Source organism: Burkholderia sp. KL41, from assembly GCF_057005415.2.
In genome coordinates, this window is sequence record NZ_CM174446.1 from 882,470 (window position 1) to 908,448 (window position 25,979).

The following is a 25,979-nucleotide window of genomic DNA, read 5'->3' on the forward strand; positions in this document are numbered from 1 at the left end:
ATCGTCTCATGGATGCCCTGAGTCAACTGCTGTCGCTGGGCCGCAGCCATGTCGAGCTCGACGTGCGCTGCCTGCTCGGCGGGCCGTTCGCGATGCTGCACGACCCGCTGCCGCCGGGCGAGGCGGCGTTTCACCTGGTGCTGGCCGGGACGTGCCGGCTGCATACCGCGGAAGGGCGCACGCTGCAGCTCGCCGACGGTGATTTCGTGCTGCTGCCCGCGGGCGGCGCGCACGAGCTGCTCGACGCTGGCGCGGGCCGGTCGCGGCCGGTTGCGGCGCTGCGCGAACACGGCGCCGGCGGCGGCGCGGTGCTGCCGGTCAAGTCGAATCTCGATCCGGCCGAACCGGGCGGCGCGAGCGTGGATCTGCTCTGCGGACGGTTCGTCTATGCGCGCGGCGCGGGCGAACTGCTGATGCGCACGCTGCCGCACGTGCTGCATGTCGGGCTGCGCGAGGCGTCGGGGTTCGCACCGCTGCAACTGCTGACGAGCGTGCTGCGTACCGAGGCGTCGAATGGGCAGCCGGGCGCCGGCGCGATCGTGAACGCGCTCGGGCAGGCGCTGCTCGCGTATGCGTTGCGCGCATACGGCCGTGGCGCGCGCGTGCCGTCCGGCTGGCTTGCGCTCGCTGCCGATGCGCGGCTCGGCCCGTCGGTACAGGCCGTCCTGCAGGCGCCGGAGAAGCCGTGGACGGTCGAGTCGCTCGGCGACACATCCGCGATGTCGCGTGCGACGTACGCCCGGCATTTCCGCGAGCGGGCCGGAATGAGCGTCGGCGCGTTCGTCGCGCAGATCCGGATGATGCATGCGTGCGCGCTGCTGCAGGACACGCAGCGCGGGCAGGCGGAGATCGGGCAGGCGGTCGGTTACCAGTCGGAAGCCGCGTTCGGCAAGGCGTTTCGCGCGGTGCTCGGCACGACGCCGGGGCGCTGGCGACGCGCGCAGCGCGAATCGTAAGACTGCAAGCAAGCCGTCTTGCCGCGTGCCAAAGCTGCTACCATGCGCGAAACGCAGTTCAACGAAAACGATTTCGAACAAGAAGAAAGAGAGGGCAAAGCAATGAACCAGACCACCATCCAGCAACCGTCGTTCGCGTTCGTGGCCGCGTCGTGGGCCGCGCTGCTCGCCGGTTTCGCAGCATTCCTGATCGGTCTCTGGAACGCCGGCATGCAGCTCAACGAGAAGGGCTACTACTTCACCGTGCTGGTGTTCGGCCTCTACGCGGCGATCTCGCTGCAGAAGAGCGTGCGCGACCGCGCGGAAGGCATTCCCGTCACCGGCATCTACTACGGCCTCAGCTGGATCGCGCTGCTGCTGTCGATCGCGCTGCTGATCGTCGGCCTCTTCAATGCAACGCTGCAACTGAGCGAGAAAGGCTTCTACGCGATGTCGTTCGTGCTCGCGCTGTTCGGCTCGGTGGCCGTGCAGAAGAACACGCGCGACCTGCAGAACGCAAAGCCGCGCTATACCGACGCCGAATCGGCGCCGTCCGTCCAGGAGTGACCACGCGCGAGGCGGGCGCCTTCCGGGCCGCCCGTTTTGCGACGACGGTCGCGGGCGACCCGCACCCGCCAATGCGCGCGGGTTCGTCGCCCATTCGTTTCATCCATGCCGTCGCGCATGACGATGGAGACATTCAGGATGCCGGACATCACGGAAACCTCGCCGCGCACGCGCACGGCGGCTCACGCCGTGGCGGCGAAGGCCGCGCTCGTGCTGGAAACGAACAACCTGCGCGGCGGTGCCGGCCTCGCGCAGGCCGTCGATAGCCTGAAGCGCCTCGTTTCGGCGCTGTCGAAGCAGACCGTGCCACCCGCGGCACTCGCGCAATGGATCATCACGCACGACGGGCTGCCGGCCGATGCGTGCGCGGAGATCGTCGCGCTGGCCGGCCGCCCGATCGACTTCGTCGAGATCGGCGCGAGCACCGGCTACTACGATGCGAAGAACGACGGGTTCGATCGCGTCGACGCGGATCGCTGCGACATCGTCGTGTTCGGCGATGCCGATTGCCGGCCGGCCGACGACTGGCTCGAGCACCTGCTCGCGCCGTTTGCACGTGAAGCCGGCGATGCACCCGTCGCGGTGGCGGGGCGCACCAGCTATGCGCCGAACGTGCTCGGCATCGCGCTGACGTCGATCGATTTTATGTATTTCCCGAGCCCGCTGCGCGCCGGCGCGACGCGCAACTTCTACGCGAACAACGTCGCGTTCCGGCGCGACGTGTTCGCGCAATTTCGCTACGAGCCGCTCGACGGCGTCTATCGCGCGCACTGCCAGGTGATGGGGCTGCGGATGCAGGCGGCCGGTGTGGCCGTCGAATTCGCGCCGGCCGCGCATACCGAACATCGGCTGCCGGACACGCATCGCGAATCGCTGAAGCTGCGCTGGATGCGCGGCGAGGACAGCGTCGGGCTGACGCCGTATCTCGTGAACGCGTACCTGCCGCGCGGATGGCAGTGGCTCGGACGCAGCGGCCCGCTCGGCCCGTTCTGCGTGATGGCGATGCGGCTCGGCTACAGCCTGCGCGCGCTCGATCGCCAGCAGCTGCCGCGGCTCGGCGCCATTCGTTATCTCGCGGCCGTCGGCGTCACGATCGCGGCGTCCGCCGTCGATACGCTCGGTGCGCTCGCGCGCGGTTTCGGTCTCGCCGGGCGCGCATCGGCCCGGCGCGATCTCGAGGCGCTGTCCTATCACCGTCATTGAACCGGCGCCGCGCATCGCGCGCGGCCACGACACGCCGCACCCTGCCTTCATTCCGACCACGACCATGCCTTCTCTCGCCACCCGTGTTGCCAGCATCGCCCTGTTTGCCGCCAGCATCGGCGCCCATGCCGCGCCGGTCGATCACGCGGGGCGCGGGATCTACCACTTCGCGTCGCAAAGCGGCTGCCCGTTCGCGAACGCGGCCGCCGCCGACTGCAATCGCGTCGCGCTCGATGCGCCCGACGTTCACGCGAGCATCGATACCGATGCGCACGCGATCGTCTTCTCGAGCGATGCGACGCGCCGCACGAAGGACGTGCTCGGCGACGTGCTGCTTCAGGGCACGGGCGTCGACCGCGACGGCCGGCGCGTGCCGTTGAGCGTGCACGTGCTGCTGCGTCGCGACGGCGCGAAATGGGACCGTGACGTGTACGTCCATGCGCCCGTGCACGGCACGTTTACCGATGTCCGGATCGATCCGTATCGCGTGCGCGTGAAGGAGGGCGATGGCGAACGCGACGTGCTCACGCCGGACGAAACGCCGGCACTGTTCGCGCATCCGTCGCTGGCATCGCGGCTCGCGCGGCATCTCGTGAAGGTGAGCGCGACCGATCCGAAGCAGCCGTCCGCGGACGACATCACGATCGCACTCGGCGTCGGCGGCCTGACGAAGTCGGTCGCGCGCGCGAGCTTCACGTCGAGCGCGCCGCACGATGCGGACGTCGATCGCGCACTGGCATCGGGCACGTGGTCGATCCGTTTCGACGCACTGAGCAATCACATTCCGGTGTGGGTCGCGCAGCGCGAGCTGTTCCTGTTCGGTCTCGACGGCAGTGCGCTGCTGAAAGACGTGCGCGAGCGCGGTTTCCGCAAGAGCGACCGGATCGAGTTCGGCGCGCGCGACGGCAACGGTTATCTGCGCGTGAACGGCCGCGAGGAGGCATTCGCGGGGGCGACCGCGTCCGCGCATGCGTTCATGCAGGAAAGCTTCATCGGCCTGATCCTCGGATGGCGTCGCGATCCGGCCGCCGCCGCGGCATCCGCGACGAAATCCGCGTCCGCACGGGGCGTGCCGGCATGACTGCGGCAGGCGAGCTGCCCGCGTCGCCGCCGGCGTCGCCCGATGGGCGCTTCGACTGTCTCGATGCGCCCGAGCCGCGCGGTGCGGCGCGGGTGCGTGCGTACCTCGTCGATCGCATCAAGCGGGCGGCGATCCGGCAGCTTCATCGCAGCACGCATGGCGAGCGCTGGGTGCTGCGCATGTACCTGATCGGCGAGGAAGCGACCGAGTGCGCGTTGCACGAGGACTGGACCGGCCAGCCGCCGGACTGGCTCGCGCCGCGGATCGAGCAGCATCTCGCGGACGAGCGTCGCCACGCGGCCGCGTTCGCCGAAGCGCTGCGCGCACGCGGCGTCGCGCCGTCGACCGCGCCGCACGAGCCGGACTGGCTGAGCCGGCGCAAGATCATGCGGTGGCGCCGGCTCGCGCAGCGCCATGCGCCGCATTTCGCGCAAGGCGTGCTCGTGCCGGCCTATGCGACGGGGCTGTGCGCGGAGCAGATGGCGATGCGCGTGCTCGCGCGCCACTGCGCGACGATCGGCGCTGCCCATCCGCTGTATCCGCTGCTTTCGCGCGTGCTCGCGGACGAGACGCGGCACGTCCGGCTCTGCGCGGACACGCTGCGCCGTCTCGTCGCGCCGTCCGAGCTTGCGCGGCTCGCCGCGTTGCTGGACGAGATCCGCGCGATCGAAGCCGGTTTCGGCGTGACGGGCGCGCTGGCGATGTACGCGGCCGGCTGGCTCCAGTCGCTTCGTCCGCGCGCATGATGCCGAGGATCGTCTATCTCGCGACGGCCGACGCGCGCGGCCACCTGATGCGCGCACAACTGCTCGTGCATGCGTTGCGCGCGGCCGGCGCGCAGGTCGACGTGCTGACGACGTCCGATGCGGGGCAGGCGTTTCTGGCCGCGTTCGACATCGACGCAGCCGTGCTGTCCCGTCACTACGCGGTGCAGTTCGACGAACGGCAGAACATGCTGCGCGATGCGACCGATCGTAATGTCGCGCATTACGTGTTCCGGCCGACGCGCATGCTGCGCGACATCGCGCGGCTGCGTGCGATCGGTCGCGATGCCGATCTCGTGATCAACGACTCGTTTCATCCGGCGCTGCTGTTCATGGGCGCGATGCCGGGTTGGCGGCGCCGCGTCGTTCACGTGTACGGCGGCAGCCTGCGCCGCGCGTTGACCGCGAATTTCGATGCGCGGCTGCCGCGCGTGCTGGCGCGTGCTTTCGCACGGATCGTCGACTGGCAGATCGATTCGGCGCGATGCTGCATCGAACACGATTTTGCATACGATGCGGCCGACGAAGTCCGGCGGGCCCACGCGTATTGCCGGCTGCCGACTCCGGTGCCGATCGTCGCCGAACGGCCGGCCTCGGAGCCGGCCGCCGCAGCCGTCTATCTGAATCCGCACTTCCGCGATATCGCGCTCGCCGATGCGTTGTCGGCCGGCATGCGCGACGCGGGGCTCGCCGCACACCGTGTGGGCGAGGGCTATGCGGGGCACGACGGCTGGACCGGCGTCGACGCCGACTGGGTGACGCGGGCCGCCCATGCACCGCTGATCGTGTCGGCACCCGGCATGGCTGCGCTGTCGATCGCGCGCGTGTATCGCCGTCCGATCCTGCTCGTGCAGTCCGACCAGCCCGAGCAGGCGAGCAACGCTGCGCGCGCTGCACAGCTGCAGCTCGTGCACCGCGTTGTCACATGGCGCGGCGATGCGGCCGCGTTCCGGCGGGAAGTCGGGCAGGCCGCGGCCGAGCTGATGCGCGATCCCGGTACGCAGGCAGGAACGATTGCCGGCCGCGAGCATGCGCGTGCGCGCGTGGACGCATGGACGTCGCGCCTCCTCGCGCTGCGACCGTGTGCGCAGGTGGCCGATTCCGATACGCGATGCGAGGCGCCGGCGCCACGATGAATTCGCTGTCGTTTCGTGACGATCGCCGGCCCGATATCCGGCAGATGCTGGCCGCGACGTTCGGCATGGCGGCCGGTCTCGCGATTTTCTTCCTGCTGGAGCGCGGCGTCACGCCGCGCCATGTGTTCGCCACGGCGATCGATGCGCGGATTCCGTTCATCGCGTGGTCGTGGTTCGTCTATGTCGGCTTCTTTCCGTTCGTGATTGCGCTTGCCGGGTATGCCCGGCCGCCCGCGTTTGCCGCGTTCAAGGAAGCGGTGCTGATCGCGTTCGTGCTCGGTGTCGTGTGTTTTCTGCTGTTTCCGGAAGCCGTGCCGAGGCCCGACGTCGCGGAGATCGGCAACGCGTTCGTACGCCACCGCCTCGCGCGCATGTGGCAGCTCGATCTCGCCGCCAACGGCTTTCCGAGCCTGCATGTCGCGGTGACGTGTCTGGCCTGCCGGATGCTGGCGGACCGGCGGCGGCTCGCGACCGTGACGGTCGGCCTGCTGATCTGCACGTCGACGCTGACGCTCAAGCAGCATACGGTCGCCGATGTACTGGGCGGCGTGGCGCTCGCGATGGTCAGTGCGCTGTGGGTCGAGCGGCGTTCGCTGCGCAGGAGGCTCGCTTGATGGATACCCGCGTTCACCCGGCCGGGCCGAATGCCGAGCTTGCCAGGTTCGTGCCCGATCCCGCGTTGTTTCGCGTGAGCGCGTCGCGTGTCGGTGCGGCGCTGGCGGGCGACTGGCTGATGATTGCCGCTGCGTTCGCCGTTGCGATCGCGTTTGCGCATCCGCTCGTGTACGCGTTGGCCGCGGTCGTGATCGCGCGCAGCCAGCTGGCGCTCGCGGTCATGATGCACGAAGGCGCGCACGGGTTGCTGGCGCGGAACCGGCGCGTCAACGACGCGCTGGGCCAGCTGTTCGCGGCCGGCCCGCTGTGGCTGTCGCTGCGCACATATCGCGCAGGCCATCTGAAGCACCATCGCGCGCCGATGCGGCCGGACGATCCCGTCGCGCTGCTGTTCGGCGTGCACGACTATCCGGTGACGCGCAGGCGCCTGATCGGCCGCCTGCTCGCGTACGCGTGCGGGATCGGCTACGTGACGAGTGTCGTGAAGCTCGCACGCGGCGAGTTCGCCCATGCGTTGCCAAAGGTCGGGAAGTCGCGCGCGTATGCCGCGTGGGAGGTCGTGTCGATGCTCGCAGGCAACGGTGTGCTGTTCGGTGCGCTCGCGTGGGCCGGACATCCGCTGCTGTACGTCACGTTGTGGATCGTGCCGTCCGTCACGCTGCTGCCGCTCGCCGGGCAGGTGCGCGCGATCTTCGAGCACGCGGGGCTGCCGGCAGGCGCCGACCAGAGCCGCAACGCGCGCACGATCGCCCGGCGTTCGTGGCAGACGTTCCTGTTCGGCCCGCACGCGATTCATTTTCATATCGAGCATCACCTGTTCATGCGGATGCCGTTTCATCACCTGCCGGCCGTGCATCGGCAGCTCGTGCAGCGGCAGTTGCTGCCTGACGGCAATCTGTACGCGGGATACGGTGAGGTGCTGCGCGACGTCAGCGTGCATTGACGCGCGAAAAGGGCATTGCCGGCCCCGTCCGGGGCGGGAATCATGAGCGGATCGATACCGGGAACATGGTGGTCGACAAGCCTGCGAGGTTCAATTACGTGGCGCTGGCGATCGGCGCGATCCTGGCGGGGTGGGGTGCGGAAACGATCGACGAACGGCTCGCGTTTATCGGATCGTCCGTTGCCGTGCAGGGGGCGGTCGTCCGGTTGACCCACGGCGCGCATCACCCGTCGATCGAGTTCGTGTCGAAAAGCGGCGAACGCGTATCGTTTCCGGGGAGCTTCGTGACGGTGGAGTTCGGCGACACGGTGCCGGTGCGCTACGACCCGGCCAGGCCGCGAGCCAGCGCAACAGTCGACACGTTCACGAACATGTGGCTCGAGTCGATCATCTCGATCGCGTTCACGATGGCGTTTCCTTACGCCGGCTTGAAGGGAAAGTCGCTTCTGCCGAAGCCGGGGGGAGGCGCCGAGTAGTGCGGCAGGCATCGCGGAGATGCCTGCCATCGACACGGATGCGACAGACGCAAAAAAGCCTCCGCTTGGGAGGCTTTATTTGCACTATCAAAGATAGTTGGTAGGGTGGGAGGGACTCGAACCCTCGACTCTCTGATTAAAAGTCAGATACTCTAACCAACTGAGTTACCACCCCACGTTCTTGAAACCTGTCGGTTCGTTGCTTGAACAACTTGGGCAACGACCCAAAGAGCAAAATATTATAGCGACGGAATGTCAGGCTGTCAACATTCCGCCGCGATAATTATTTGATCGTTTCAAGCTTGCCCTGCGCCGTCTGTGCAGCATTCGACCCGGCGTACTGCGAAACGACCTGCTCGAACGTCTTCTTCGCGGCCGCCTTCTGGCCTTGCTCGAGCTGGTTCGTGCCGATTGCCACGAGGGCGTCGGCCGCGCGCGGGTGCTGCGGGAACTTGCTGACGATCCCTTGCCACGTTGCAGTCGAACCGCGGTAGTCGCGCAGTGCGTATTGCGCATTGCCGTACCAGTACTGCGCGGTCGGCTGGTAGGGGCTCTGCGGATACTTCGCGATGAACGCGCGGAACGAAGCCGCGGCCGCCTTGAAGTTGCCGTTGCGGAACTGCTGTTGCGCCGCATTGAGCGCATCCGTTTCACCCGGCTGCACGGTGCCTTCGACACCATCGATCGTCGCCTGCTGCGGCTCGAACTTCTTGAGCCGCGTGTCGAGATCCTGGTAGTACTCCTTCTGCTGCCGTTCGAGCGTCGTCAGCCGGTTCGTCAGATCCTCGTTCTCGCCGCGCAGCGTCGCGACCTGCTGGTTCAGCTGGTCGAGACGGCCGGATTGATCGAGGATCGTACGCTGGGCGGCCGACAACTGGCTGGCCAGGTTGTCGGTCTTGGTGCGCAGATCGAGCACGGCGCGGCGCGCTTCGTTGTCGTCGAACACGCCGGCGTGCGCCGGCGCGACCGACCACGCCGCGCCCGCGACGCAGAATGCTGCGGCAACGCGCAGCAGGGATACACGGTGCGTCATACGGCGATTCTTCCGTTACTTACTGTTGGTAGACGAGGTCGGCGCGACGGTTCTGCGCCCACGATGCTTCGTCGTGACCCGTTGCCTGCGGCTTTTCCTTGCCGAGGCTCACGGCTTCCATCTGCGAATCGTTCACGCCGAGCAGTGCCATCGCACGGCGGACGGCTTCCGCACGCTTCTGGCCCAGCGCGAGGTTGTACTCGCTCGTGCCGCGTTCGTCGGTGTTGCCCTGGATCAGCACGTGGCGCTGCGGGTGGCTCTTCAGGTACTGGGCGTGCTGCTGCATCAGCGACTGGTAGTCGTCCTTCACCGAATAGCTGTCGAAGTCGAAGTAGATGCTGCGCTTCGCGAGCGGGCTGTTCGGGTCGTTCAGCGGATCGACGTTCACTTGCGCGACGTTGTCGGCGCTCGGCTGCGTGCTGACCGCACCCGCGTTGTTGGCCTTGTCGTCGAGCTTCACGCCCGACTTGCACGCTGCGAGCGCGCTGATCATCATCACGGCCAGGGCCAGACGAGCTTTATTCGACATCATGGTTACTCTCCTTGTGGTCATTGCATGAAGGGCCCCCACGACGGCTCACGTACGGAGCCGCCCTGGACGGACAGGATTTGCGGCGGCGCGCTGCCGTCGGAGGGCACTGCTGCCAGAACATTGCGACCACCCGACTGGGTAGCGTACAGAAGGTACTGGCCGTTTGCCGCGAAGCTCGGCGATTCGTCGCGATTCGTATTCGTGATGGCGTTCGCCGCGCCCGATTGCAGATCCTGAACGTACAGCTTGAAGCCCCCGCCCGTGCGGGAGATGTAAGCGAGCAGCTTGCCGTCCGGGCTGATACGCGGACTCGTGTTGTAGCTGCCGGTGAAGGTCACGCGCTGCGCGGCACCGGCGCTCTCGCCCTGTGCGGGCATCCGGTAGATCTGCGGCGCACCGCCGCGATCGCTCGTGAAGTAGATCCAGCGGCCGTCCGGCGAGTAGAACGGCTCGGTGTCGATCGAGCTGCTCTGCGTGAGGCGGCGCAGGCCGCCGCCCGTCGAGTTGACCGTATAGATTTGCGTATTGCCCGTCAGCGACAGCGCGACGGCCAGCGTGTTGCTGTCCGGCGACCATGCCGGTGCGCTGTTGTTGCCCTTCTGGTCGGAGACGATGTAGCGGCGGCCGGTCGGCAGGTCGTGGATGTAGACGATCGGCTTCTTGCGCTCGAACGACACGTACGCGACCTTCGTGCCGCTCGGCGACCACGACGGCGAGATGATCGGCTCGGTGCTCGACAGCGCGATGCGCGCGTTCTGGCCGTCCGAATCCGAGATCTGCAACTGGTAGCGGTTACCGGTCTTGATCACGTACGACAGGCGCGTGGCGAACACGCCGCGCACGCCGAGCAGCTTCTGGTAGATGTAGTCGGCGATCTTGTGGCCGGCCGTGCGCAGCGTGGTGTCGGTGGCCGTCAGCGACAGGCCGCCGAGGCTTTGCTGCTTCACGGTGTCGTACAGGATGAAGTTGACCTTGTACTGGCCGTTCGCCTCGCGGTTCACGCTGCCGGCGACGAACGCATTGGCGCCCTTGGCCTTCCATGCGCCGAGATCGACCGATGCGGTTTCCGGCACGGGCGTGCTGCCTGCGTCGATGTTGGTGAATTTGCCGCTGCGGGCGAGGTCGGCGCGGACGATCGACGTGACCTGCTGCGGCAGGTTCGCCTCGTTCGCGAAATTCGCGGTGGCGATGGGGAACTGGGTCGACCCGACACCGGTGATCAGCACGTTGACCTGAGCGTTAGCGGCGCTGCCCGCCGTAATCAGACACGAGGCCACGAGTGCCCTGAAACCTAGCTTTGTCATCAAACTCATGCTTCTTGCTTCCCGTATGGCTTGGATCGCTGCGCAACGGCAGAGACAGTAAAAATACCCGATTCGTTCCCGTCCGACAGCGACGCCCGGAGTGTAAGCGCATTTCGTTTCACTCCGCCGCCTTGAAGGTAATCGTAATGTCAGACGGGGTACGACCGTTAGAATCGGGCGGCAACGGGACCGATGCGTGGATCGCATTGACCACGGCTTGATCCCACCCCGAATTCCCGCTGGAGCGGGAGACCGATGCGCTCAATACGTCACCGGACGGCGTGCACCGAATCTTGACGACGGTGGTCAGGCCTGCCCGCTCGCCGCCCCAAACGATGTTCGGCTTGACGCGGCGGCGCACCTTGTCGGCATAGCCGGGCGTCGCGGCATTGCCGCCGGAGCCCGTACCGGTGCCGCTTTTCGCGAGGCCTTCGCCGCCGCCTTCACCGGCGCCGGACAGGCCCTGCATCTGCGCGAGACGCGCGCTGCGCTCGCGGTCGAGCTTCGCGTTCGCCGCCGCATTGGCCTTCGCGCGCGCCGTGGCTTCGGCCTTCGCCTTGGCCTGGGCTTCCGCCTTTGCCTTCGCGGCCGCGTCGGCCTTCGCCTTCGCCGCCTGCTGCGCTTCGAGCTGCGCCTGCTTCTGCTGCTGGAGTTTCTGCTGTTCGAGCTTCTGCTGCTCGGCGAGCTGCTGTTGCTTGAGCTTGTCGGCCTGTTTCTGCCGGTCGCGTTCCGCGGCCTTTTGCGCGGCGAGTGCGGCTGCCTGCTGCGCGGCAAGCTGCGCGCGCCGGGCTTCCTCTTCCTGTTGCGCCTTCAACTGCTGTGCGCGGCGCTGCTGCTCGAGCAGCGCTTCACGCGCGGCCGCTTCCTGCTGCCGCTTCTTCTGCTGCAGCGCGATGTCGGCCTGCTCGTCGCGCACGGGGGGAGCGGGGGGCGCGACCTTCGCGGGCGGCGTGGGCGTGACGACGGGCCGCGGTGCGGGCACGTCGGGCACCTCGGTCCACAGCTCGGCTTCGGCGCCGGCCGGCGTGCTGTTCTGCCACTGCACGCCGTGATAGAGGAACAGCGCGAGCAGCACGTGCATCAGCGCGGCGAGCGCGAATGCGCGCCAGGTACCGCGCTCGCGGGGAGGCTGAGGCGGGTAGGCGGAGCTGCGCGTGGATTGCTGCCGGTTCATTGCGATTTGACGAGGAGGCCGACGCGCTTGACGCCGCGCGCCTTCAGATCGGACATCACGGTCATGACTGCATCGTACTGCACGGTCTTGTCGGCCGCGATCACGACCGGCTGGTCGGGATGATCGGCCTGCCGGGCCACGATGAAGCTGTCGAGCTCGGCCTTCGTCATCGTGTCTTCCTGGGTCGCGCCCGAGTCGCCCTTGTACTTGACGCTCATCGTGCGATCGGCCTTGATGTTGACGACGACGGGCGGCGCCTGCTCCTGCGGCGCGGCGTTGCCGACGGTCGGCAGGTTGATGATCGACGGGGCGACGAGCGGTGCGGTGACCATGAAGATCACGAGCAGCACCAGCATCACGTCGATGTACGGCACGACGTTGATGTCGGCCATTGCACGGCGCGAGCGGCCGCCGCGCATGCTGGATCGGATGGGGCTTCCTGCCATGGCGCGCTCCTTACTGGGCCTGACGCTGCAGGATGTTCGAGAACTCTTCGATGAAGGTCTCGAAGCGGATCGCGAGGCGGTCGATGTCGTGCGCGTAGCGGTTGTACGCGACCACGGCCGGAATCGCGGCGAACAGGCCGATCGCGGTGGCGACGAGCGCCTCGGCGATGCCTGGCGCGACGTTCGCGAGCGTGGCCTGCTGCACGTTCGCGAGGCCGCGGAACGAGTTCATGATCCCCCAGACCGTGCCGAACAGGCCGATGTACGGGCTGACCGAGCCGACCGACGCGAGGAACGCGAGGTTCGCTTCGAGCACGTCCATCTCACGCTGGAACGACGCGCGCATCGCGCGGCGTGCGCCGTCGAGCACGAGGCCCGGATCGCTGATGCGCTTTTCCTTCGCCTTCAGGAACTCGCGCATGCCCGATTCGAAGATCCGCTCGAGCGCGCCGATCGTGTGGCGGTTGTTGGCTGCGCTCTGGTACAGCGCCTGCAGGTCGCCGCCCGACCAGAAATCCTTCTCGAAGCGTTCGGTCTGCGCGCGTGCGCGGCGGATCGCGAACCACTTGCGGAAGATGAAGGTCCACGACATCAGCGACAGCAGCAGCAGCAGCCCCATCACGGCCTGGGCCAGCACGCTCGCGTTGAGGACGAGGGAAATGATCGACAGGTCTTGAGAAGTGTTCATAGAGGTTTGAGTAACGTCCCTTCGGGGCGCCCGGTATGCGTGCGGCGCGGCGCGCCGGCCATGCCTGGCGCCGAACCTTGCTTAGTATCGAATCAGAAAGGCAAGTTCATAGGCTGTGTCTAAACGGCGCTCATGCGAGCTTCGTTGACAGCGCAGTCTGCCCGTCGTCGATGACGGGCCCGCGTTCCAGCGCGTCGAGCACGGCCGGCGGGATCGCCGCGGGCCGGATGCCGGTACGGTCGACGCAACCGAGGCGGATGTGCCCGGCCACGAGCAGCGTGTCTCCGCACCAGGCTTCCTGCGTGAACTCCACCGATGCGCGGCCGATGCGTCCGGGCCGGCTCGTGATCGCCAGGGTGTCGTCGAGTCGCGCCGGTGCGCGGTAGTCGAGCGACGTGCTGCGGACGACGAAGATCGCACCGGTATCGTCGGCGAGCCGACGCTGGTCGATGCCGCATGCGCGCAGCCACTCGGTGCGGGCGCGTTCGAAGAACTTCAGGTAGTTGGCATAGAAGACGATGCCGCCTGCGTCGGTATCCTCGTAGTACACGCGCACCGGCCAGATGAAGCCGGATGGCGCTTCCGGGGAGCGGGTAGGCTGGGTCATGGCGCGCATTCTACCGGAAGGCAGGAGCCTGATTCGTAACCGATTCGTAACGGAATGTAGTATGCGGTAGCACACTGCTGGCCGGCCCGAAGGGGCCGGCCAGCGGGGCTTCAGCCGCGCTGGACGGTCGGGCCGCCGGGTGCTTGCGCGATCGGCATCAGCTCGATCGTGTTGACGTTGACATGCGCCGGGCGCGTCGCGATCCAGTAGATCGTGTCGGCGATGTCCTCGGGCATGAGCGGCTGGACGTTGTTGTAGACGTTAGCCGCCTTTTCGTTGTCGCCGCGATAGCGGACGTTCGAGAATTCGGTGCCGCCGCACAGGCCGGGCTCGATGTCGGTGACGCGCAACGGCGTGCCGAGCAGGTCGGCGCGCAGGTTCAGGCTGAATTGTCTGACGAAAGCCTTGGTCGCCCCGTAGACGTTTCCGCCTGCATAAGGGTACGAACCTGCGACCGAGCCAAGGTTGAAGATATGGCCGCGGCCGCGCTCGATCATGCCGGGCAGCAGCGCGTGCGTGACCGTGACGAGGCCCGTGCAGTTCGTGTCGATCATCGTGTGCCATTCGTCGAGGCTGGCCTTTTGGGCCGGCTCGACGCCGAGCGCGAGGCCGGCGTTGTTGACGAGCACGTCGAGCGCCGCGAATTCGGCGGGAAGGGCGGCCGGCACGGCCTCGACGGCCGCGCGATCGCGTACGTCGAGCTCGAGCGGCAGAAGGGAATCGCCGAGTTCGGCGGCGAGCGCATCGAGACGATCCTTGCGACGCGCGGTCGCGACGACGCGGTGGCCTCCGTTGACAAAGACACGGGCGATGGCGGCGCCGAAGCCGGCGGACGCGCCTGTGACGAACACGATCATTGCTGCTCCTGGTCGAAGACAAAATAGCGGGTGATATCCCGCAAGCCTACTGAGAATGCCGCACCGCGGCAAGGCGGCAAAGCGTTCCGGCACGGGCGCGTAGAGTCTGGCCCCAATTGCTCTGGGCGCACCGCCGTGCGGTTGCCTATTCATGACGCATCCAATACACTAACGCGCTCATCACCCCTGCGTGACTGGCGATAGAACCCTTCGGGTTCAAGGTGGAGCATCCCACCGTGAAGCGCGGGGCGCCGTTTTTGCCGTTCGCCTGGGCAGCCGTTGTGCGCCGTCGCGTGCATCGCCGGTGGCTGTCCTGCCTCGCGTCATACGGATTCTTCCGCCACGTCGAGCTGGTCCCGCCAGCAGCGCACCGTACTCGGCCACTTCGGTCAACCTGTACACACTTAACGGAAACCGTATGTTTGACAGAGCCCAAAGCACCATTGCGAACGTCGATCCCGAAATCTTTGCTGCGATCGAGCAGGAAAACCGCCGCCAGGAAGATCACATCGAGCTGATCGCGTCGGAAAACTACACGAGCCCGGCGGTGATGGCCGCGCAGGGTTCGCAGCTCACGAACAAGTACGCGGAAGGTTATCCGGGCAAGCGCTACTACGGCGGCTGCGAATACGTGGACGTGGTCGAGCAACTGGCGATCGATCGCGTGAAGCAGCTGTTCGGCGCGGAAGCGGCGAACGTGCAGCCGAACTCGGGTTCGCAGGCGAACCAGGGCGTGTTCTTCGCGATGCTCAAGCCGGGCGACACGATCATGGGCATGAGCCTCGCGCACGGCGGCCACCTGACGCACGGTTCGCCGGTGAACATGTCGGGCAAGTGGTTCAACGTGGTGAGCTACGGCCTGAACGAGAATGAAGACATCGATTACGAAGCGGCCGAGAAGCTTGCGCAGGAACACAAGCCGAAGCTGATCGTCGCGGGCGCGTCGGCGTTCTCGCTGAAGATCGATTTCGAGCGTCTGGCGAAGATCGCGAAGTCGGTCGGTGCGTACCTGATGGTCGATATGGCGCACTACGCCGGCCTGATCGCGGCAGGCGTGTACCCGAACCCGGTGCCGCACGCGGACTTCGTGACGACGACGACGCACAAGAGCCTGCGCGGCCCGCGCGGCGGCGTGATCCTGATGAAGGCGGAGTACGAGAAGCCGATCAATTCGGCGATCTTCCCGGGGATCCAGGGCGGCCCGCTGATGCACGTGATCGCGGGCAAGGCGGTGGCGTTCAAGGAAGCCCTGTCGCCGGAATTCAAGGCGTACCAGGAGAAGGTGGTCGAGAACGCACGTGTGCTGGCCGAAACGCTGGTGAAGCGCGGGCTGCGGATCGTGTCGGGCCGCACGGAAAGCCACGTGATGCTGGTCGACCTGCGCGCGAAGAACATTACCGGCAAGGCAGCGGAAGCCGCGCTCGGCGCCGCGCACATCACGGTGAACAAGAACGCGATCCCGAACGATCCGGAAAAGCCGTTCGTGACGAGCGGCGTGCGCCTGGGCTCGCCGGCGATGACGACGCGCGGGTTCGGTCCGGCAGAAGCGGAACAGGTGGGCAACCTGATCGCTGACGTGCTGGACAACCCGGAAGATGCAGCGACGATCGAGCGCGTGCGCGCGCAGGTCGCCGAGCTGACCAAGCGTTTCCCGGTCTATCGCTGATCGACGATGCGCTGCCCGTTCTGCCGGCATGACGACACGCAGGTCGTGGACTCGCGCGTGTCCGAAGATGGCGCCGCGATCCGGCGGCGCCGTCGCTGCTCGGCTTGCGACAAGCGCTTCACGACGTACGAGCGGGTCGAGCTGTCCCTGCCGTTCGTCGTGAAGAAGGACGGCAGCCGCACGGAATTCGACCGTCGCAAGATCGTTGCCAGCATGCAACTCGCGCTGCGCAAGCGGCCGGTTGCTGCCGACGCGATCGACGCGGCGGTCGCCCGCATCGAGTATCAACTGCTCGCGACAGGCGAGCGCGAAGTGCGTAGCGAGAAGCTCGGCGAACTCGTGATGAACGAGTTGCGTGGCCTCGATACGATCGCTTATGTCCGCTTCGCATCGGTGTATCGCCGGTTCGAGGACGTTTCCGAATTTGCCGACGTGATCGAAGAGTTCCGTCGCGCCTCTCCCGCCAAGACTCCGCGTAAGCGCTGACGCGCTGCGTCCGTTCATCGTCTTCTCCGTTGGATCAGTTCGCGCCGATTGTGTCGGTCGCGACCGCATGCCGCCAGTCGGCCGTTCGGCAAATGGCGCGCGTCCGCACGCGTCGCTACAGTCGTCGCATCACCTTGGCGAAGGACGGCTGCGATGGGACTGCACGCTTTACCCCTGAATAATGTGTTGCGCCGCTCGGGCGGGTTCACGCTCGTCGAGCTGATGGTCGCCCTCTCGCTGGCGGCCGGGCTCGCGCTCCATGCGGCGCCCGCGTTCGATCAGTGGCGCATGCGTGAACGTGTGGATGCACGCTCGCGCGCGTTGCTCGGCGCGCTGTCGTTTGCACGTACCGAGGCGATGCGCCTCGGCGTGCGCGTCACGCTGTGCAGGGCCGGGAGCGGCGGCACCTGTTTGCGTGCGGGTGAGCGGTGCGATCCGGCCGAATGGTCGTGCGACTGGATCGTCAGCGGGCAGGTCGACGGGCAGTCACGCGTGCTGAGGCGCTATCCGCGCGATGTCGAAGTGGCCGTCGCGGGTGCGGCGCACGATCTCGCGTTTGCGCCGCCGGTCGGTCAGGCAATCGGTGGTATCCGGCGCTTCGAATTGAGTCCACGACGCGACATATCGGGAGCTGACGCCACACGTGCGTCGCGTTGCGTGCGGATCGCGGCAGGTGGGCGGGCGCGGGTTGTCGCCGGCCGCTGCGACGCGGCGTGAGTGTCATGATGCGCAACGCAATGCGCGGCACGTCGCTGCTCGAAGCGATGCTGGCCGTCGCGCTCCTCGCGGCCGTAATGCTGGCCGTGGCGGGCAGCCAGCTTGCGATGGCGCGTGCGCAGCGCGCGACGATCTGGCGTGAACGCGCGCTGTGGCTAGCTGATGCGCGTATCGAGCGCTTGCACGTGGCCGCGCAGGCTGACGATGGCCTCGCGGCGCGGGCCGCGGCGTCGCTGCCCGGCGGCGCGATGATGCGTGGCGATGGGCCGGGTGGCGTCAGCTACGCGGTTGTCGGCTGGCGCGGCGGTCATGCGGCTACCGGGCCGCGATGCGATGCGACGGGCAGGCCGGCGCAGCCGCCGCCTTGCGTCCGGATTCCGTATCGGGAGACTGACGCCGATGAACGCTGATCGCCGCATGCGTGCGCATACGCTGCTTGAAGTATTGATTGCGATGACCGTCGGTCTGCTCGTGCTCGCGGCGGCCGGTGCGCTGCTCCACGCGCAGCGCATCGCCCAGCGGCGTGCGGACGATGGGTTCCGGATGCGCGATGCGGCCGGCACCGCACTGATGCTGATCGGCCAGCAGATCCAGATGGCAGGATTCCGGCCGCTCGATGCAGGGGGCGTGTCGTCGTTGCCGCCGGTGTTCGGCTGTTCGATGGCGCGTGTGAGGGGAAGTGGCGCGCAAGTGCGGTGCGAGCCCGTGCGCGCTGTATCGGACGCGCTGCTGGTCCGGTATGTCGGCGACGCCGTGTCGACGTGGCCCACCGTTAGCGGCCAGGTGTCGGATTGCCTCGGGCAGGGTATTGGCGGGGCCGGCGAACGTGCGCCGGTGGAGAACCGCTTCGATGTGCACGTTAGTCCGTCGACGGGCGAGCCCGAACTGTACTGCGAAGGAAACGGCCGTCCGGGCACGCCACAGCCGGTCGTGTCGGGAATCGATCAGTTGCGGGTGCGCTATCTTCGTCGCGGCGGCACGCAGTTCGTCGATGCCGATGCCATGGGCGTCGACGACTGGCACGAGGTCGTGGCCGTGCATGTCTGCGTGCGGGCGCGCGGCGAACCGTCGGGCGAGCCGGCGCGGCACGTCGACTGCGATGGCCGCACCGTCGTTGCACAAGACGGCCGCGCGCGCATGACGCTCGATCGCATCGTCGCGTTGAGGAATGCCGCGGGCGCATTCGACGATACGCCGCGCGATGCAACGGATGAACGCGAGGTGCTGCGATGAGCGGAGCGGGGCGGTACGCGCCGCAGCGGTCGGGATGCGGCGCGGCAGGCAACACGCACGAGCGTGTCGCGACAAGTGGCGAAGACCTGCGGCGGGCTGCGGGTGCGGAGGCCCTGGCGTCGAGACGGCGAGTGTTGCACATGCGCTTGCGGCCAACCAGCCGCGATCGGCGTCGCGAAGCGGGCCTTGCATTGCCCGCGGTGATCGCGGTCGGCGCGGCGGTTGCGGCGTTGACAGGCACGTGGTTCGAGGCTGCACTGACGGAATCGCGCCGCACGCGCGCGTTGTCCGATCGGCTGGTCGCATTTCACGCGGCCGATGCCGCGCTTGCTGCGTGCACCGCGCGATTGCGCCGGGGCTCGGCGTCCTACGTAAGCGAAGGAGAGTCGCACGCGGAGCCCGACGCGTGGCGGCGCGCGCCGGCGCTGGCGGCGGCCGAAGCGTTCGCGCCGGTCGCAGGATGGCCGGCGGTCGTGCAACCGCCGCGATGCATGATCGAAGCGTGGGGCGGGGCCGGGCCGGCCGACGCCCGTGCGTACGTGGTCACCGCGCGCGGTGTCGGTGCGCATGCATCGAGCGTCGTCTGGCTGCAGCATCAGGTCGCGATCCGCGACGGGCACATCGTCGCCTTGCGCTGGCGTCACGTCGCGACGGTGCTTCGATGAGCGGTTGCCCGTCAACGTACCGCTCGGCGGGATTCACGCTGATCGAGCTGATGATCGTGCTCGCGATCGTCGCGGTGCTGGCCGGATGGGGCATCCCGTCGTATCGCGAGCATGTGGCGCGCGCTCATCGCGCATCGGCAGTCGCCGCGCTGTACCGGGCGGCCCAATATCTCGAAGCACTCGAGGGCGTACCGCCTTCGGCATTGCCCACGGCACTCGCGCAAGCGCCGCCGGACGGGCGCGCGGTCTATCGTTTGGCGCTCCGGCGGCCGGACGGCGACGATTCGGCCGTGAGCTATGAGCTGGAAGCCATCCCGCTCGACACCGGCCCGATGCACGGCGATGCATGCGGCGCGTTCACGTTGCGCTCGGACGGGGCGAAAGGCAATGTCCGAAGTGATGCCGTCGACGGACAGGACGCCGCGTGCTGGGGTGTGCGTTGAGTTCGAACGAAAGGCGTGCCACGGCGGATGGCCGTGCGCGCAGGATGCCGACGATCAGTCGTCGTGCGCGTCGAGCCCGCGCTCGTCGCGTGACGCCTTCCAGATCCGGTAGACCTCCCATGCAGCGAAACCGAGGGTGCCCCACTTCAGCGCGGGCCCCGCGCTCGCGCGCAGCAGCGAGCGAACGGGTTTGGCGAGCACGAGCGATGCGAGCGAACTCAGCATCGGATACTGGTTGACGAGCTGGCCGAGGCTCGCGTTGAGGTTCCTGGCGGACTGGCCGAACTTGTTGCTGGACAGGCCGGGGATGAACACCTTGAGCCAGCTGAAGCGCGTGACGGCCTGGCGCATTTCGCCGGCGGCTTCCGCGAGTTCGAGCCGCTCGACTTCGGATCGCAGGATCAACAGTTCCTTGCGGAGCGCGCGATGCTGCGACGCGCTCCAGTTCGATCGCGACGAATGGGAGCGGGGGGAATTGCCCGTGACGTTCTGGCTCATGGCGCGTCGGCGAAGTAGGTGGGAGGGGTGAGCGCGACTGCGTTCACGGCTTGCCGCGGAACAGTTCGCGGTCTTTCTCGAGTTCGGCGAGCGTCGCCTCGAATACGGTCGGCGCGTCGCGCAGGCCCGAACGGGCTTTCAGTGCGCACGCGATCCCGCCTGCGGCATAGAGCGCGGTGATCGCCGCGAGCGACTGCCAGCGGTAGGTATCCCAGAACGCGATCGCGACGAGTACGGTCAGGCTGATGAGTGCCATCGTCGCGAGCATCATCGCGGCGAGCCCGAGGAACAGCACGCCCATCAGGCGCTCCTTCTCCTCGGCAAGCTCGATGCCCACCAGTTCGAGGCGCGTTTGCAAAAGCCCGATCGCGGAGCCGACGAGGCGGCGCAGCGGTCCTTGGCCGGACGGCTGCGAGGTGGTGTCTGTCGTCATGGGTGAGGTGCGTGCGCGTGCAGTGTGCAGCTAGGACAAAGCCGGCCGGCGGAAACCGCCGGCTGGCTTCGACGCCCGCAGGCCGCGTGAAGCGGCCCGCGGGACGGAACGCGCAGGGCGCGTTACTTGCGGTTGATCAGCAGGCCGATCAGCACGCCGACGCCGGCGGCGACGCCGATCGACGTCCACGGATGCTCGTGCACGTAATCGTCGGTCGCGCGGGCGGCCTTCTTGCCTTTCTCGACCACGACGACCTGGACGTCGGCTGCCTTTTCCTTGGCCTGCTTCAGGCGCGACATGGCTTTCTCGCGCAGCTCGGCCGCACGGTCGCCCGTGCTGCTCGCAGCTTGCTTGAGCAGGTCTTCGGCGTCCGAGAGAACGGTTTTGATATCCGACATCAGTTTCTCCTTGTTGATTTCCGACATTGCAACTCCCTTCATGCTGTCATGCTGCAGGTTCACATCGTAGCGAAACGCCTGCCTGCTGGCGAGCCGGGAAGAAACACGACGGCAGCGCAAGACCGCATGGTAAACGACTTGTAATCATCAACAGAGCGGCAAACGGGGTGAAAAGTTTCCCGCAGGGCTGCCCGCGCTGCACCGACACCGGGCAAAAATGACAAAAAAGTATGAATATCAAACGGAATAATCGTTCGCATGCCCCATTGCTTCCCGTAAGCTGACACACTTTCCCGCGCCGACCCGGGCGCGGTTTCAACCAGCATCGTTCGAGGAGGGAACATCATGAGTCTGCGTCTTGGCGACATCGCACCGGATTTCGAGCAGGAATCGAGCCTGGGCCCGATCAAGTTTCACGAGTGGCTGGGTGACGGCTGGGGCGTCCTGTTCTCCCATCCGGCCGACTACACGCCGGTATGCACGACCGAACTCGGGCTGACCTCGAAGCTGAAGGGCGAATTCGAGAAGCGCAACGTGAAGGTGATCGCGCTGTCGGTCGACGGTGTCGAATCGCACAAGGGCTGGATCAACGACATCAACGAAACGCAGTCGACGGTCGTCGGCTTCCCGATCATCGCCGATGCGGACCGCAAGGTTTCGCAGCTGTACGACATGATCCACCCGAACGCGAACGAAACGCTGACGGTGCGTTCGCTGTTCGTGATCGACCCGAACAAGAAGGTGCGGCTCATCATCACGTATCCGGCCAGCACGGGGCGCAACTTCGACGAAGTGCTGCGCGTGATCGACTCGCTGCAACTGACCGACAACTACAAGGTCGCGACGCCCGGCAACTGGAAGGATGGCGACGACGTCGTGATCGTGCCGTCGCTGCAGGATCCGGAAGAGCTGAAGAAGCGCTTCCCGAAGGGCTTCAACGCAGTGCGTCCGTATCTGCGCCTCACGCCGCAGCCGAACAAGTAAGCATCGGCGGCACGTGAGCGCGATACCGGGCCGCCGGCCCGGAGCGCGGACCCGATGAAAAACGGCCCGCCCGGCAGTGATGCCGGGCGGGCCGTGTCGTTTATGCGTGCGCGGCGCGGCATGGCTGCCGGGCGCGCCGCATCCGGCCGGTCAGAAGAACGCCTGGATGCCCGTCTGCGCGCGGCCGAGGATCAGCGCGTGGATGTCGTGCGTGCCTTCGTACGTGTTGACCACTTCGAGGTTCACGAGGTGGCGCGCGACGCCGAATTCGTCGGAGATGCCGTTGCCGCCGAGCATGTCGCGCGCGAGCCGGGCGATGTCGAGCGCCTTGCCGCAGGAGTTGCGCTTCATGATCGACGTGATTTCGACGGCCGCCGTGCCTTCGTCCTTCATCCGGCCGAGGCGCAGCACGCCTTGCAGGCCGAGCGTGATTTCGGTCTGCATGTCCGCGAGCTTCTTCTGGATCAGCTGGTTCGCGGCGAGCGGCCGGCCGAACTGCTGGCGGTCGAGCACGTACTGGCGCGCGGTGTGCCAGCACGATTCGGCGGCGCCCAGCGCGCCCCAGGCGATCCCGTAGCGGGCCGAGTTCAGGCACGTGAACGGGCCGCGCAGGCCGCTCACGTTCGGCATCAGGTTCTCTTCCGGTACGAACACCTCGTCGAGGACGATCTCGCCGGTGATCGATGCGCGCAGCCCGACCTTGCCGTGGATCGCGGGCGCCGACAGGCCCTTCCAGCCCTTCTCGAGGATGAAACCACGGATCGTGTCCTTGCCGTTCTCCTCGAGCTTCGCCCACACGACGAACACGTCGGCGATCGGCGAGTTCGTGATCCACATCTTCGCGCCGGACAGCGAGTAGCCGCCGGGCACCTTCTTCGCGCGGGTGACCATGCTGCCCGGGTCGGAGCCATGGTTCGGCTCGGTCAGCCCGAAGCAGCCGATCCATTCACCGGTCGCGAGTTTCGGCAGGTATTTCTGCTTCTGCGCGTCGGAGCCGAATTCGTAAATCGGCACCATCACGAGCGACGACTGGACGGACATCATCGACCGGTAGCCCGAATCGACGCGTTCGACTTCGCGTGCGATCAGTCCGTAGCTCACGTAATTGAGGCCGGGGCCGCCGTATTCCTCGGGAATCGTCGGGCCGAGCAGGCCGACTTCGCCCATCTCGCGGAAGATTTCGGCGTCGGTGCGCTCGTGGCGGAACGCCTCGGTGACGCGCGGGGCGAGCTTGTCCTGCGCATACGCCTGCGCCGCGTCGCGCACCATCCGCTCTTCTTCGGTCAGTTGCTGGTCGAGCAGCAGCGGATCGTCCCAATGAAAAGTTGCAGCACTCATCGTCTCATCTCCTGTCGGGCAGAGTTGGCGCTTCAGCGCTTACTCTGGCCCCATGCCAAAAGTTCGCTTGACTCGCGTTCCGCTGTGCGGAACAATGTTTTGCAAATCGAACCCAGTGTAGCACCAGATGACACTTTCAACCATCGACGAAACCACGATCGACGAGCGCAAGTTCGTCGTCGCGCTCGCGCGCGGGCTCGACCTGCTGCGCGCATTCCGGCCCGGCGAGACGATGCTCGGCAACCGCGACTTCGCGGAGCGCACGGGGCTGCCGAAAGCGACGGTGAACCGGCTCGCCTATACGCTGACCGTGCTCGGCTACCTGCGCTACGACGAGACGCTCGGAAAGTATGCGCTCGACGCCGGCGTGCTGTCGCTCGGCTACGCGCTGCTGTCCGGCTCGGGGACGCTCGACCTCGCGCGGCCGCACATGCAGGCGCTCGCGCGCGACATCGGCGCGGCCGTGTCGCTCGGCTGCCGCGACGGGCTCGACATGATCTATCTGGAGACGATCCGCAGCGAGACCGCGCTGACGCTCGGGCTCGCGCCCGGTTCGCGGCTGTCGATGCTGACGAGCTCGATGGGGCGCGCGTACCTGGCCGTACAGCCGGAGGACGTGCGCCGCGCGCTCTATGCGGAGCTGCACCGCGCGGCCGGCGGCGCGGCCGACGCCGATGCGCTCGTCGCCGCCGCGCAGCACGCGGTGGCCGAGTTCTCGGCGGGCGGTTGCTGTTATTCGTTCCGGGCGTGGCACATGGACGTCAACGCGGCGGCCGTGCCGTTTCGCGAGCCGCGCGAGGGGCGCTGGCTGATCCTGAGCTGCAGCGGCCCCGCATCGTCGATGGACGAGGAGGTGTTTCGCACGCAGGTCGGGCCGAAGCTGAAGGCGCTCGCGCAGCGGCTCGGGCAGACGGCCTGAGAAACGCGGCGCCCGTTGCCCTCGCACCGCAACCGCGTCGTCGTCGGTGATGGTGATGGTGACGCCGGGCGGCGGCTGCCGCCGGCTCTTGTGCCGCGCTCGAACCGCGCTCATCATCGTTCGCCAGCTTCCCGACGACGAGGTCTGCGATGTCTCACCCGGAATCCATGGAAGGCGGATGCGCGTGCGGCGCGATCCGTTACCGTATCGCCCAGGTCCCGACCGACGCCGGCTTCTGCCACTGCCGGCTCTGCCAGCGCACGACCGGTGCGGCGGTCGTCGCATCGGCATCGGTGCCGATCGACGCGTTCGAATACCTGCAGGGCGAACCGACCGTCTACGCGTCGAGCGCGTGGGGCGAGCGGCGCTTCTGCGGCCGTTGCGGCGCGCAGCTCGAATACCGGCTGATCGACGCGCCGAAAACGGTCGAGATCAATTACGCCACGCTCGATGAGCCGTCGCGGCTACGTCCGGCGTGGCACGTCTGGTATGGGGATCGTTTCCCGGGCATCGAGATCGACGACGATCTGCCCAAGTACGACGATGGTGGAAGCGCGTAAGCGGTAACCGTCTGCACTGACGGGCAGGCGTCGAGCCGCGGGTCACGCCAGGCCACCCGATCGCTTCGTCCTTCTTCAAGCGGCGCCACACCCTCGCCGCGCATCCGGCGCGCCGCTCCCCGCGTGCGCCGGCTACCGCCTATCCGTTCAGGCCGTCACGACCTTCGCGAACACGGGCCCCTGCATGAACCGCACGTCGTGCTGGCGCAGCAGCTCGCACTGCGTTTCGTCGACGACGCCGTCGAAGATCAGCGGAATCCGCACGCGCTGCGCATACGCGACGAGCGCCTTGACCATCCCGTCGCGCAACGCGATGCCCGCATCCATCTTGATGTAGTCGGGGCGCGCCATGTCCGATTCGACCGCGAGGATGCGGCCCGGGTCGGGCAGCTTGTCCGCCACCTTGAAGCCGTGATGCTGGTAGCTGCGTGTCAGGTAGCCGAGGAAGGTCTTGTGCGCGACCGCGACCGCCGGCAGCTCGATCACGATCCGCTCGGGCGGCAGCCCGAAGCGCTGCAGCACCGACGAGAAATGCTTGCCGTGGTCGTACTTCACGCTCTTCAGCAGGCGTTCGTGCACGCGCAGGAACAACAGCCCGTGGCGCTGGGCGCCGAAGAAATTGATCGCGTGCAGCGCGCGCGACAGGCGGTCGATCGCCACGAGCGTCTGGTCGTCGACGGCCGAGTCGACCGGATCGTGCGGCGCGCCCGTGACGACCGTCACGGCCTGGAAGCCGAGTTCGTCGCCATAGCGCTCGATGGCGTCGGCGAACGACGTCGATTGCGGTGCGCCCGGCATCGTCACGTCGTAGATCGGTTCGTAGGCGCTCCCGAGCGTGCGCTCGGGCAGGTTCGCGCTTGCGGTGCCGCCATCGGCGAGCGCGAGGTGATCCCGCAGATACGGCAGTTGCCCGGCACGGGCGACCAGCTCGGGAATGGTGGGCGGAATCATCGGCGTAAGAAGGAAAAACGGCGGCCGAACGGGCCGCCTCGTAGCTTGATATTAGCAGCGCCGGCCAAGCTCGGCTCGGCGTTTCACTTATATGGTTATCCCGTCTTCGAGCCTTCGCCTAGGGTTTACGTTAATTTCACTATTCGTAATTGGTTTTACTATTCGTAAATCCAGAATTTGTCGCCGATCAAGAAATGCGGCAGGCGGGCGCCGCGAAACGGCGCCGTTCGCGAATCAACAGGAAGCAAGGAGCGAGACGTGGCGGTTGACAGGAATTGCACGCGGGACGGCGGCGCGGCGCGCCGGCAGGCGACGGGCGGGATGACC

Annotated in this window: 32 protein-coding genes, 1 tRNA gene and 1 riboswitch; of the genes, 19 read left to right on the plus strand and 14 right to left on the minus strand. The window is 67.1% G+C overall.

Translation table 11 applies throughout. From position 1 onward, the window contains the following. Nucleotides 1-8 precede the first annotated feature (8 nt). The 9 genes from PQB87_RS04160 to PQB87_RS04200 all read left to right on the plus strand — a co-directional run bounded on the left by PQB87_RS04160 (nt 9) and on the right by PQB87_RS04200 (nt 7,720). Nucleotides 9-956: a cupin domain-containing protein gene (locus PQB87_RS04160; RefSeq protein ID WP_489242604.1), complete on the plus strand. Its 948-nt coding sequence runs from the start codon at nt 9-11 to the stop codon at nt 954-956. Nucleotides 957-1,058: 102 nt separating this feature from the next. After that, complete coding sequence (yiaA, locus tag PQB87_RS04165) at nt 1,059-1,502, plus strand: inner membrane protein YiaA (RefSeq protein WP_027788274.1); 444 nt, start codon at nt 1,059-1,061, stop codon at nt 1,500-1,502. A 138-nt stretch (nt 1,503-1,640) separates the two neighbouring features. After that, nucleotides 1,641-2,705, plus strand: coding sequence for a glycosyltransferase family 2 protein (locus PQB87_RS04170; protein WP_489242605.1), 1,065 nt, complete (start codon nt 1,641-1,643; stop codon nt 2,703-2,705). A 64-nt stretch (nt 2,706-2,769) separates the two neighbouring features. Next, a complete protein-coding gene (locus tag PQB87_RS04175) occupies nt 2,770-3,786 on the plus strand; it encodes a hypothetical protein (protein WP_174414687.1) in 1,017 nt (338 codons plus the stop codon). After that, nucleotides 3,783-4,532, plus strand: a complete 750-nt coding sequence (locus PQB87_RS04180) for a hypothetical protein (RefSeq protein WP_489242606.1) — start codon at nt 3,783-3,785, stop codon at nt 4,530-4,532. The genes PQB87_RS04175 and PQB87_RS04180 overlap by 4 nt, the downstream gene beginning before the upstream one ends. Beyond that, on the plus strand, nt 4,529-5,686 hold the full coding sequence (locus PQB87_RS04185; protein ID WP_226146748.1) for a glycosyltransferase family protein: 1,158 nt from the start codon (nt 4,529-4,531) through the stop codon (nt 5,684-5,686). Before PQB87_RS04180 ends, PQB87_RS04185 begins: the two co-directional genes overlap by 4 nt. Beyond that, the gene (locus tag PQB87_RS04190; protein ID WP_059590803.1) at nt 5,683-6,300 is read left to right on the plus strand and encodes a phosphatase PAP2 family protein; all 618 of its coding nucleotides are present in this window, start codon (nt 5,683-5,685) and stop codon (nt 6,298-6,300) included. Before PQB87_RS04185 ends, PQB87_RS04190 begins: the two co-directional genes overlap by 4 nt. Continuing rightward, nucleotides 6,300-7,244, plus strand: coding sequence for a fatty acid desaturase family protein (locus PQB87_RS04195; RefSeq protein ID WP_489242607.1), 945 nt, complete (start codon nt 6,300-6,302; stop codon nt 7,242-7,244). Before PQB87_RS04190 ends, PQB87_RS04195 begins: the two co-directional genes overlap by 1 nt. A 65-nt stretch (nt 7,245-7,309) precedes the next feature. Beyond that, nucleotides 7,310-7,720: a DUF3592 domain-containing protein gene (locus PQB87_RS04200; protein WP_489242608.1), complete on the plus strand. Its 411-nt coding sequence runs from the start codon at nt 7,310-7,312 to the stop codon at nt 7,718-7,720. Between the two features lie 98 nt (nt 7,721-7,818). Here the strand turns inward: PQB87_RS04200 and PQB87_RS04205 are convergent. The 9 genes from PQB87_RS04205 to PQB87_RS04245 all read right to left on the minus strand — a co-directional run bounded on the left by PQB87_RS04205 (nt 7,819) and on the right by PQB87_RS04245 (nt 14,361). After that, nucleotides 7,819-7,895, minus strand: a tRNA-Lys gene (locus PQB87_RS04205). A gap of 108 nt (nt 7,896-8,003) precedes the next feature. Continuing rightward, entirely contained in the window at nt 8,004-8,753 is a 750-nt protein-coding gene (gene ybgF, locus PQB87_RS04210) for a tol-pal system protein YbgF (protein WP_021157175.1), read from the minus strand. 19 nt (nt 8,754-8,772) lie between these two features. Continuing rightward, a complete protein-coding gene (gene pal / locus PQB87_RS04215) occupies nt 8,773-9,285 on the minus strand; it encodes a peptidoglycan-associated lipoprotein Pal (protein WP_021157174.1) in 513 nt (170 codons plus the stop codon). 17 nt (nt 9,286-9,302) lie between these two features. Continuing rightward, nucleotides 9,303-10,598, minus strand: a complete 1,296-nt coding sequence (gene tolB / locus PQB87_RS04220; RefSeq protein WP_059685118.1) for a Tol-Pal system beta propeller repeat protein TolB — start codon at nt 10,596-10,598, stop codon at nt 9,303-9,305. Nucleotides 10,599-10,707: 109 nt separating this feature from the next. After that, nucleotides 10,708-11,763 carry a cell envelope integrity protein TolA gene (gene tolA / locus PQB87_RS04225; RefSeq protein ID WP_060066188.1) on the minus strand — a complete coding sequence of 352 codons (1,056 nt, stop codon included), beginning with the start codon at nt 11,761-11,763 and terminating at the stop codon, nt 10,708-10,710. Further along, on the minus strand, nt 11,760-12,209 hold the full coding sequence (gene tolR / locus PQB87_RS04230; RefSeq protein ID WP_233343780.1) for a protein TolR: 450 nt from the start codon (nt 12,207-12,209) through the stop codon (nt 11,760-11,762). Before tolR ends, tolA begins: the two co-directional genes overlap by 4 nt. Nucleotides 12,210-12,219: 10 nt before the next feature. Further along, nucleotides 12,220-12,897 (minus strand): protein TolQ, encoded by a 678-nt coding sequence (gene tolQ / locus PQB87_RS04235; RefSeq protein ID WP_021157170.1) that lies wholly within the window; start codon nt 12,895-12,897, stop codon nt 12,220-12,222. Nucleotides 12,898-13,027: 130 nt separating this feature from the next. Next, nucleotides 13,028-13,513 (minus strand): tol-pal system-associated acyl-CoA thioesterase, encoded by a 486-nt coding sequence (gene ybgC, locus PQB87_RS04240; RefSeq protein WP_042973175.1) that lies wholly within the window; start codon nt 13,511-13,513, stop codon nt 13,028-13,030. A 101-nt stretch (nt 13,514-13,614) separates the two neighbouring features. Further along, nucleotides 13,615-14,361 (minus strand): SDR family NAD(P)-dependent oxidoreductase, encoded by a 747-nt coding sequence (locus tag PQB87_RS04245; protein ID WP_489242835.1) that lies wholly within the window; start codon nt 14,359-14,361, stop codon nt 13,615-13,617. Between the two features lie 180 nt (nt 14,362-14,541). Beyond that, nucleotides 14,542-14,642: riboswitch (ZMP/ZTP riboswitch) on the plus strand. A gap of 137 nt (nt 14,643-14,779) precedes the next feature. Here PQB87_RS04245 and glyA point away from each other — a divergent pair. From glyA to PQB87_RS04280, 7 genes are all read left to right on the plus strand, one after another. Then, nucleotides 14,780-16,027: a serine hydroxymethyltransferase gene (glyA, locus tag PQB87_RS04250; RefSeq protein WP_021157166.1), complete on the plus strand. Its 1,248-nt coding sequence runs from the start codon at nt 14,780-14,782 to the stop codon at nt 16,025-16,027. A gap of 6 nt (nt 16,028-16,033) precedes the next feature. Further along, nucleotides 16,034-16,513 carry a transcriptional regulator NrdR gene (nrdR, locus tag PQB87_RS04255; RefSeq protein WP_006476792.1) on the plus strand — a complete coding sequence of 160 codons (480 nt, stop codon included), beginning with the start codon at nt 16,034-16,036 and terminating at the stop codon, nt 16,511-16,513. A gap of 153 nt (nt 16,514-16,666) precedes the next feature. After that, nucleotides 16,667-17,230 (plus strand): GspH/FimT family pseudopilin, encoded by a 564-nt coding sequence (locus PQB87_RS04260; RefSeq protein ID WP_051392154.1) that lies wholly within the window; start codon nt 16,667-16,669, stop codon nt 17,228-17,230. Nucleotides 17,231-17,235: 5 nt separating this feature from the next. Beyond that, nucleotides 17,236-17,640, plus strand: coding sequence for a hypothetical protein (locus PQB87_RS04265; protein ID WP_111942311.1), 405 nt, complete (start codon nt 17,236-17,238; stop codon nt 17,638-17,640). Beyond that, nucleotides 17,630-18,463 carry a PilW family protein gene (locus PQB87_RS04270; protein WP_489242610.1) on the plus strand — a complete coding sequence of 278 codons (834 nt, stop codon included), beginning with the start codon at nt 17,630-17,632 and terminating at the stop codon, nt 18,461-18,463. Before PQB87_RS04265 ends, PQB87_RS04270 begins: the two co-directional genes overlap by 11 nt. Nucleotides 18,464-18,603: 140 nt before the next feature. Continuing rightward, nucleotides 18,604-19,128 (plus strand): hypothetical protein, encoded by a 525-nt coding sequence (locus PQB87_RS04275; RefSeq protein ID WP_489242611.1) that lies wholly within the window; start codon nt 18,604-18,606, stop codon nt 19,126-19,128. Nucleotides 19,129-19,178: 50 nt separating this feature from the next. Beyond that, a complete protein-coding gene (locus tag PQB87_RS04280) occupies nt 19,179-19,571 on the plus strand; it encodes a type IV pilin protein (protein ID WP_489242612.1) in 393 nt (130 codons plus the stop codon). A 54-nt stretch (nt 19,572-19,625) separates the two neighbouring features. Here the strand turns inward: PQB87_RS04280 and PQB87_RS04285 are convergent, their stop codons facing one another. From PQB87_RS04285 to PQB87_RS04295, 3 genes are all read right to left on the minus strand, one after another. Continuing rightward, entirely contained in the window at nt 19,626-20,069 is a 444-nt protein-coding gene (locus PQB87_RS04285; RefSeq protein ID WP_021157160.1) for a DUF3318 domain-containing protein, read from the minus strand. 43 nt (nt 20,070-20,112) lie between these two features. Beyond that, nucleotides 20,113-20,502: a phage holin family protein gene (locus tag PQB87_RS04290; RefSeq protein ID WP_021157159.1), complete on the minus strand. Its 390-nt coding sequence runs from the start codon at nt 20,500-20,502 to the stop codon at nt 20,113-20,115. A 122-nt stretch (nt 20,503-20,624) separates the two neighbouring features. Beyond that, nucleotides 20,625-20,927, minus strand: coding sequence for an ElaB/YgaM/YqjD family protein (locus PQB87_RS04295; protein WP_006494044.1), 303 nt, complete (start codon nt 20,925-20,927; stop codon nt 20,625-20,627). Nucleotides 20,928-21,245: 318 nt separating this feature from the next. Between PQB87_RS04295 and PQB87_RS04300 the strand changes: the two genes are divergently transcribed. After that, nucleotides 21,246-21,884, plus strand: coding sequence for a peroxiredoxin (locus tag PQB87_RS04300; RefSeq protein WP_059497291.1), 639 nt, complete (start codon nt 21,246-21,248; stop codon nt 21,882-21,884). Nucleotides 21,885-22,034: 150 nt separating this feature from the next. Here PQB87_RS04300 and PQB87_RS04305 read toward each other — a convergent pair whose 3' ends face one another. Then, a complete protein-coding gene (locus PQB87_RS04305; RefSeq protein ID WP_489242613.1) occupies nt 22,035-23,222 on the minus strand; it encodes an acyl-CoA dehydrogenase in 1,188 nt (395 codons plus the stop codon). Between the two features lie 127 nt (nt 23,223-23,349). Between PQB87_RS04305 and PQB87_RS04310 the strand changes: the two genes are divergently transcribed. After that, complete coding sequence (locus PQB87_RS04310) at nt 23,350-24,141, plus strand: IclR family transcriptional regulator (protein WP_027788256.1); 792 nt, start codon at nt 23,350-23,352, stop codon at nt 24,139-24,141. Between the two features lie 149 nt (nt 24,142-24,290). Continuing rightward, on the plus strand, nt 24,291-24,701 hold the full coding sequence (locus PQB87_RS04315; RefSeq protein ID WP_027788255.1) for a GFA family protein: 411 nt from the start codon (nt 24,291-24,293) through the stop codon (nt 24,699-24,701). Between the two features lie 147 nt (nt 24,702-24,848). Here the strand turns inward: PQB87_RS04315 and PQB87_RS04320 are convergent, their stop codons facing one another. Then, nucleotides 24,849-25,652, minus strand: coding sequence for an EAL domain-containing protein (locus PQB87_RS04320; RefSeq protein ID WP_021157154.1), 804 nt, complete (start codon nt 25,650-25,652; stop codon nt 24,849-24,851). Nucleotides 25,653-25,979 lie beyond the last annotated feature (327 nt).

Coding starts and splice junctions, on each gene's coding strand:
- PQB87_RS04160 (WP_489242604.1), top strand. CDS start 9: ATGGATGCCCTGAGTCAACTGCTGTCGCTGGGCCGCAGCCATGTCGAG.
- yiaA (WP_027788274.1), top strand. CDS start 1,059: ATGAACCAGACCACCATCCAGCAACCGTCGTTCGCGTTCGTGGCCGCG.
- PQB87_RS04170 (WP_489242605.1), top strand. CDS start 1,641: ATGCCGGACATCACGGAAACCTCGCCGCGCACGCGCACGGCGGCTCAC.
- PQB87_RS04175 (WP_174414687.1), top strand. CDS start 2,770: ATGCCTTCTCTCGCCACCCGTGTTGCCAGCATCGCCCTGTTTGCCGCC.
- PQB87_RS04180 (WP_489242606.1), top strand. CDS start 3,783: ATGACTGCGGCAGGCGAGCTGCCCGCGTCGCCGCCGGCGTCGCCCGAT.
- PQB87_RS04185 (WP_226146748.1), top strand. CDS start 4,529: ATGATGCCGAGGATCGTCTATCTCGCGACGGCCGACGCGCGCGGCCAC.
- PQB87_RS04190 (WP_059590803.1), top strand. CDS start 5,683: ATGAATTCGCTGTCGTTTCGTGACGATCGCCGGCCCGATATCCGGCAG.
- PQB87_RS04195 (WP_489242607.1), top strand. CDS start 6,300: ATGGATACCCGCGTTCACCCGGCCGGGCCGAATGCCGAGCTTGCCAGG.
- PQB87_RS04200 (WP_489242608.1), top strand. CDS start 7,310: ATGGTGGTCGACAAGCCTGCGAGGTTCAATTACGTGGCGCTGGCGATC.
- ybgF (WP_021157175.1), bottom strand. CDS start 8,753: ATGACGCACCGTGTATCCCTGCTGCGCGTTGCCGCAGCATTCTGCGTC.
- pal (WP_021157174.1), bottom strand. CDS start 9,285: ATGATGTCGAATAAAGCTCGTCTGGCCCTGGCCGTGATGATGATCAGC.
- tolB (WP_059685118.1), bottom strand. CDS start 10,598: ATGAGTTTGATGACAAAGCTAGGTTTCAGGGCACTCGTGGCCTCGTGT.
- tolA (WP_060066188.1), bottom strand. CDS start 11,763: ATGAACCGGCAGCAATCCACGCGCAGCTCCGCCTACCCGCCTCAGCCT.
- tolR (WP_233343780.1), bottom strand. CDS start 12,209: ATGGCAGGAAGCCCCATCCGATCCAGCATGCGCGGCGGCCGCTCGCGC.
- tolQ (WP_021157170.1), bottom strand. CDS start 12,897: ATGAACACTTCTCAAGACCTGTCGATCATTTCCCTCGTCCTCAACGCG.
- ybgC (WP_042973175.1), bottom strand. CDS start 13,513: ATGCGCGCCATGACCCAGCCTACCCGCTCCCCGGAAGCGCCATCCGGC.
- PQB87_RS04245 (WP_489242835.1), bottom strand. CDS start 14,361: ATGATCGTGTTCGTCACAGGCGCGTCCGCCGGCTTCGGCGCCGCCATC.
- glyA (WP_021157166.1), top strand. CDS start 14,780: ATGTTTGACAGAGCCCAAAGCACCATTGCGAACGTCGATCCCGAAATC.
- nrdR (WP_006476792.1), top strand. CDS start 16,034: ATGCGCTGCCCGTTCTGCCGGCATGACGACACGCAGGTCGTGGACTCG.
- PQB87_RS04260 (WP_051392154.1), top strand. CDS start 16,667: ATGGGACTGCACGCTTTACCCCTGAATAATGTGTTGCGCCGCTCGGGC.
- PQB87_RS04265 (WP_111942311.1), top strand. CDS start 17,236: ATGATGCGCAACGCAATGCGCGGCACGTCGCTGCTCGAAGCGATGCTG.
- PQB87_RS04270 (WP_489242610.1), top strand. CDS start 17,630: ATGAACGCTGATCGCCGCATGCGTGCGCATACGCTGCTTGAAGTATTG.
- PQB87_RS04275 (WP_489242611.1), top strand. CDS start 18,604: ATGCGCTTGCGGCCAACCAGCCGCGATCGGCGTCGCGAAGCGGGCCTT.
- PQB87_RS04280 (WP_489242612.1), top strand. CDS start 19,179: ATGATCGTGCTCGCGATCGTCGCGGTGCTGGCCGGATGGGGCATCCCG.
- PQB87_RS04285 (WP_021157160.1), bottom strand. CDS start 20,069: ATGAGCCAGAACGTCACGGGCAATTCCCCCCGCTCCCATTCGTCGCGA.
- PQB87_RS04290 (WP_021157159.1), bottom strand. CDS start 20,502: ATGACGACAGACACCACCTCGCAGCCGTCCGGCCAAGGACCGCTGCGC.
- PQB87_RS04295 (WP_006494044.1), bottom strand. CDS start 20,927: ATGTCGGAAATCAACAAGGAGAAACTGATGTCGGATATCAAAACCGTT.
- PQB87_RS04300 (WP_059497291.1), top strand. CDS start 21,246: ATGAGTCTGCGTCTTGGCGACATCGCACCGGATTTCGAGCAGGAATCG.
- PQB87_RS04305 (WP_489242613.1), bottom strand. CDS start 23,222: ATGAGTGCTGCAACTTTTCATTGGGACGATCCGCTGCTGCTCGACCAG.
- PQB87_RS04310 (WP_027788256.1), top strand. CDS start 23,350: ATGACACTTTCAACCATCGACGAAACCACGATCGACGAGCGCAAGTTC.
- PQB87_RS04315 (WP_027788255.1), top strand. CDS start 24,291: ATGTCTCACCCGGAATCCATGGAAGGCGGATGCGCGTGCGGCGCGATC.
- PQB87_RS04320 (WP_021157154.1), bottom strand. CDS start 25,652: ATGATTCCGCCCACCATTCCCGAGCTGGTCGCCCGTGCCGGGCAACTG.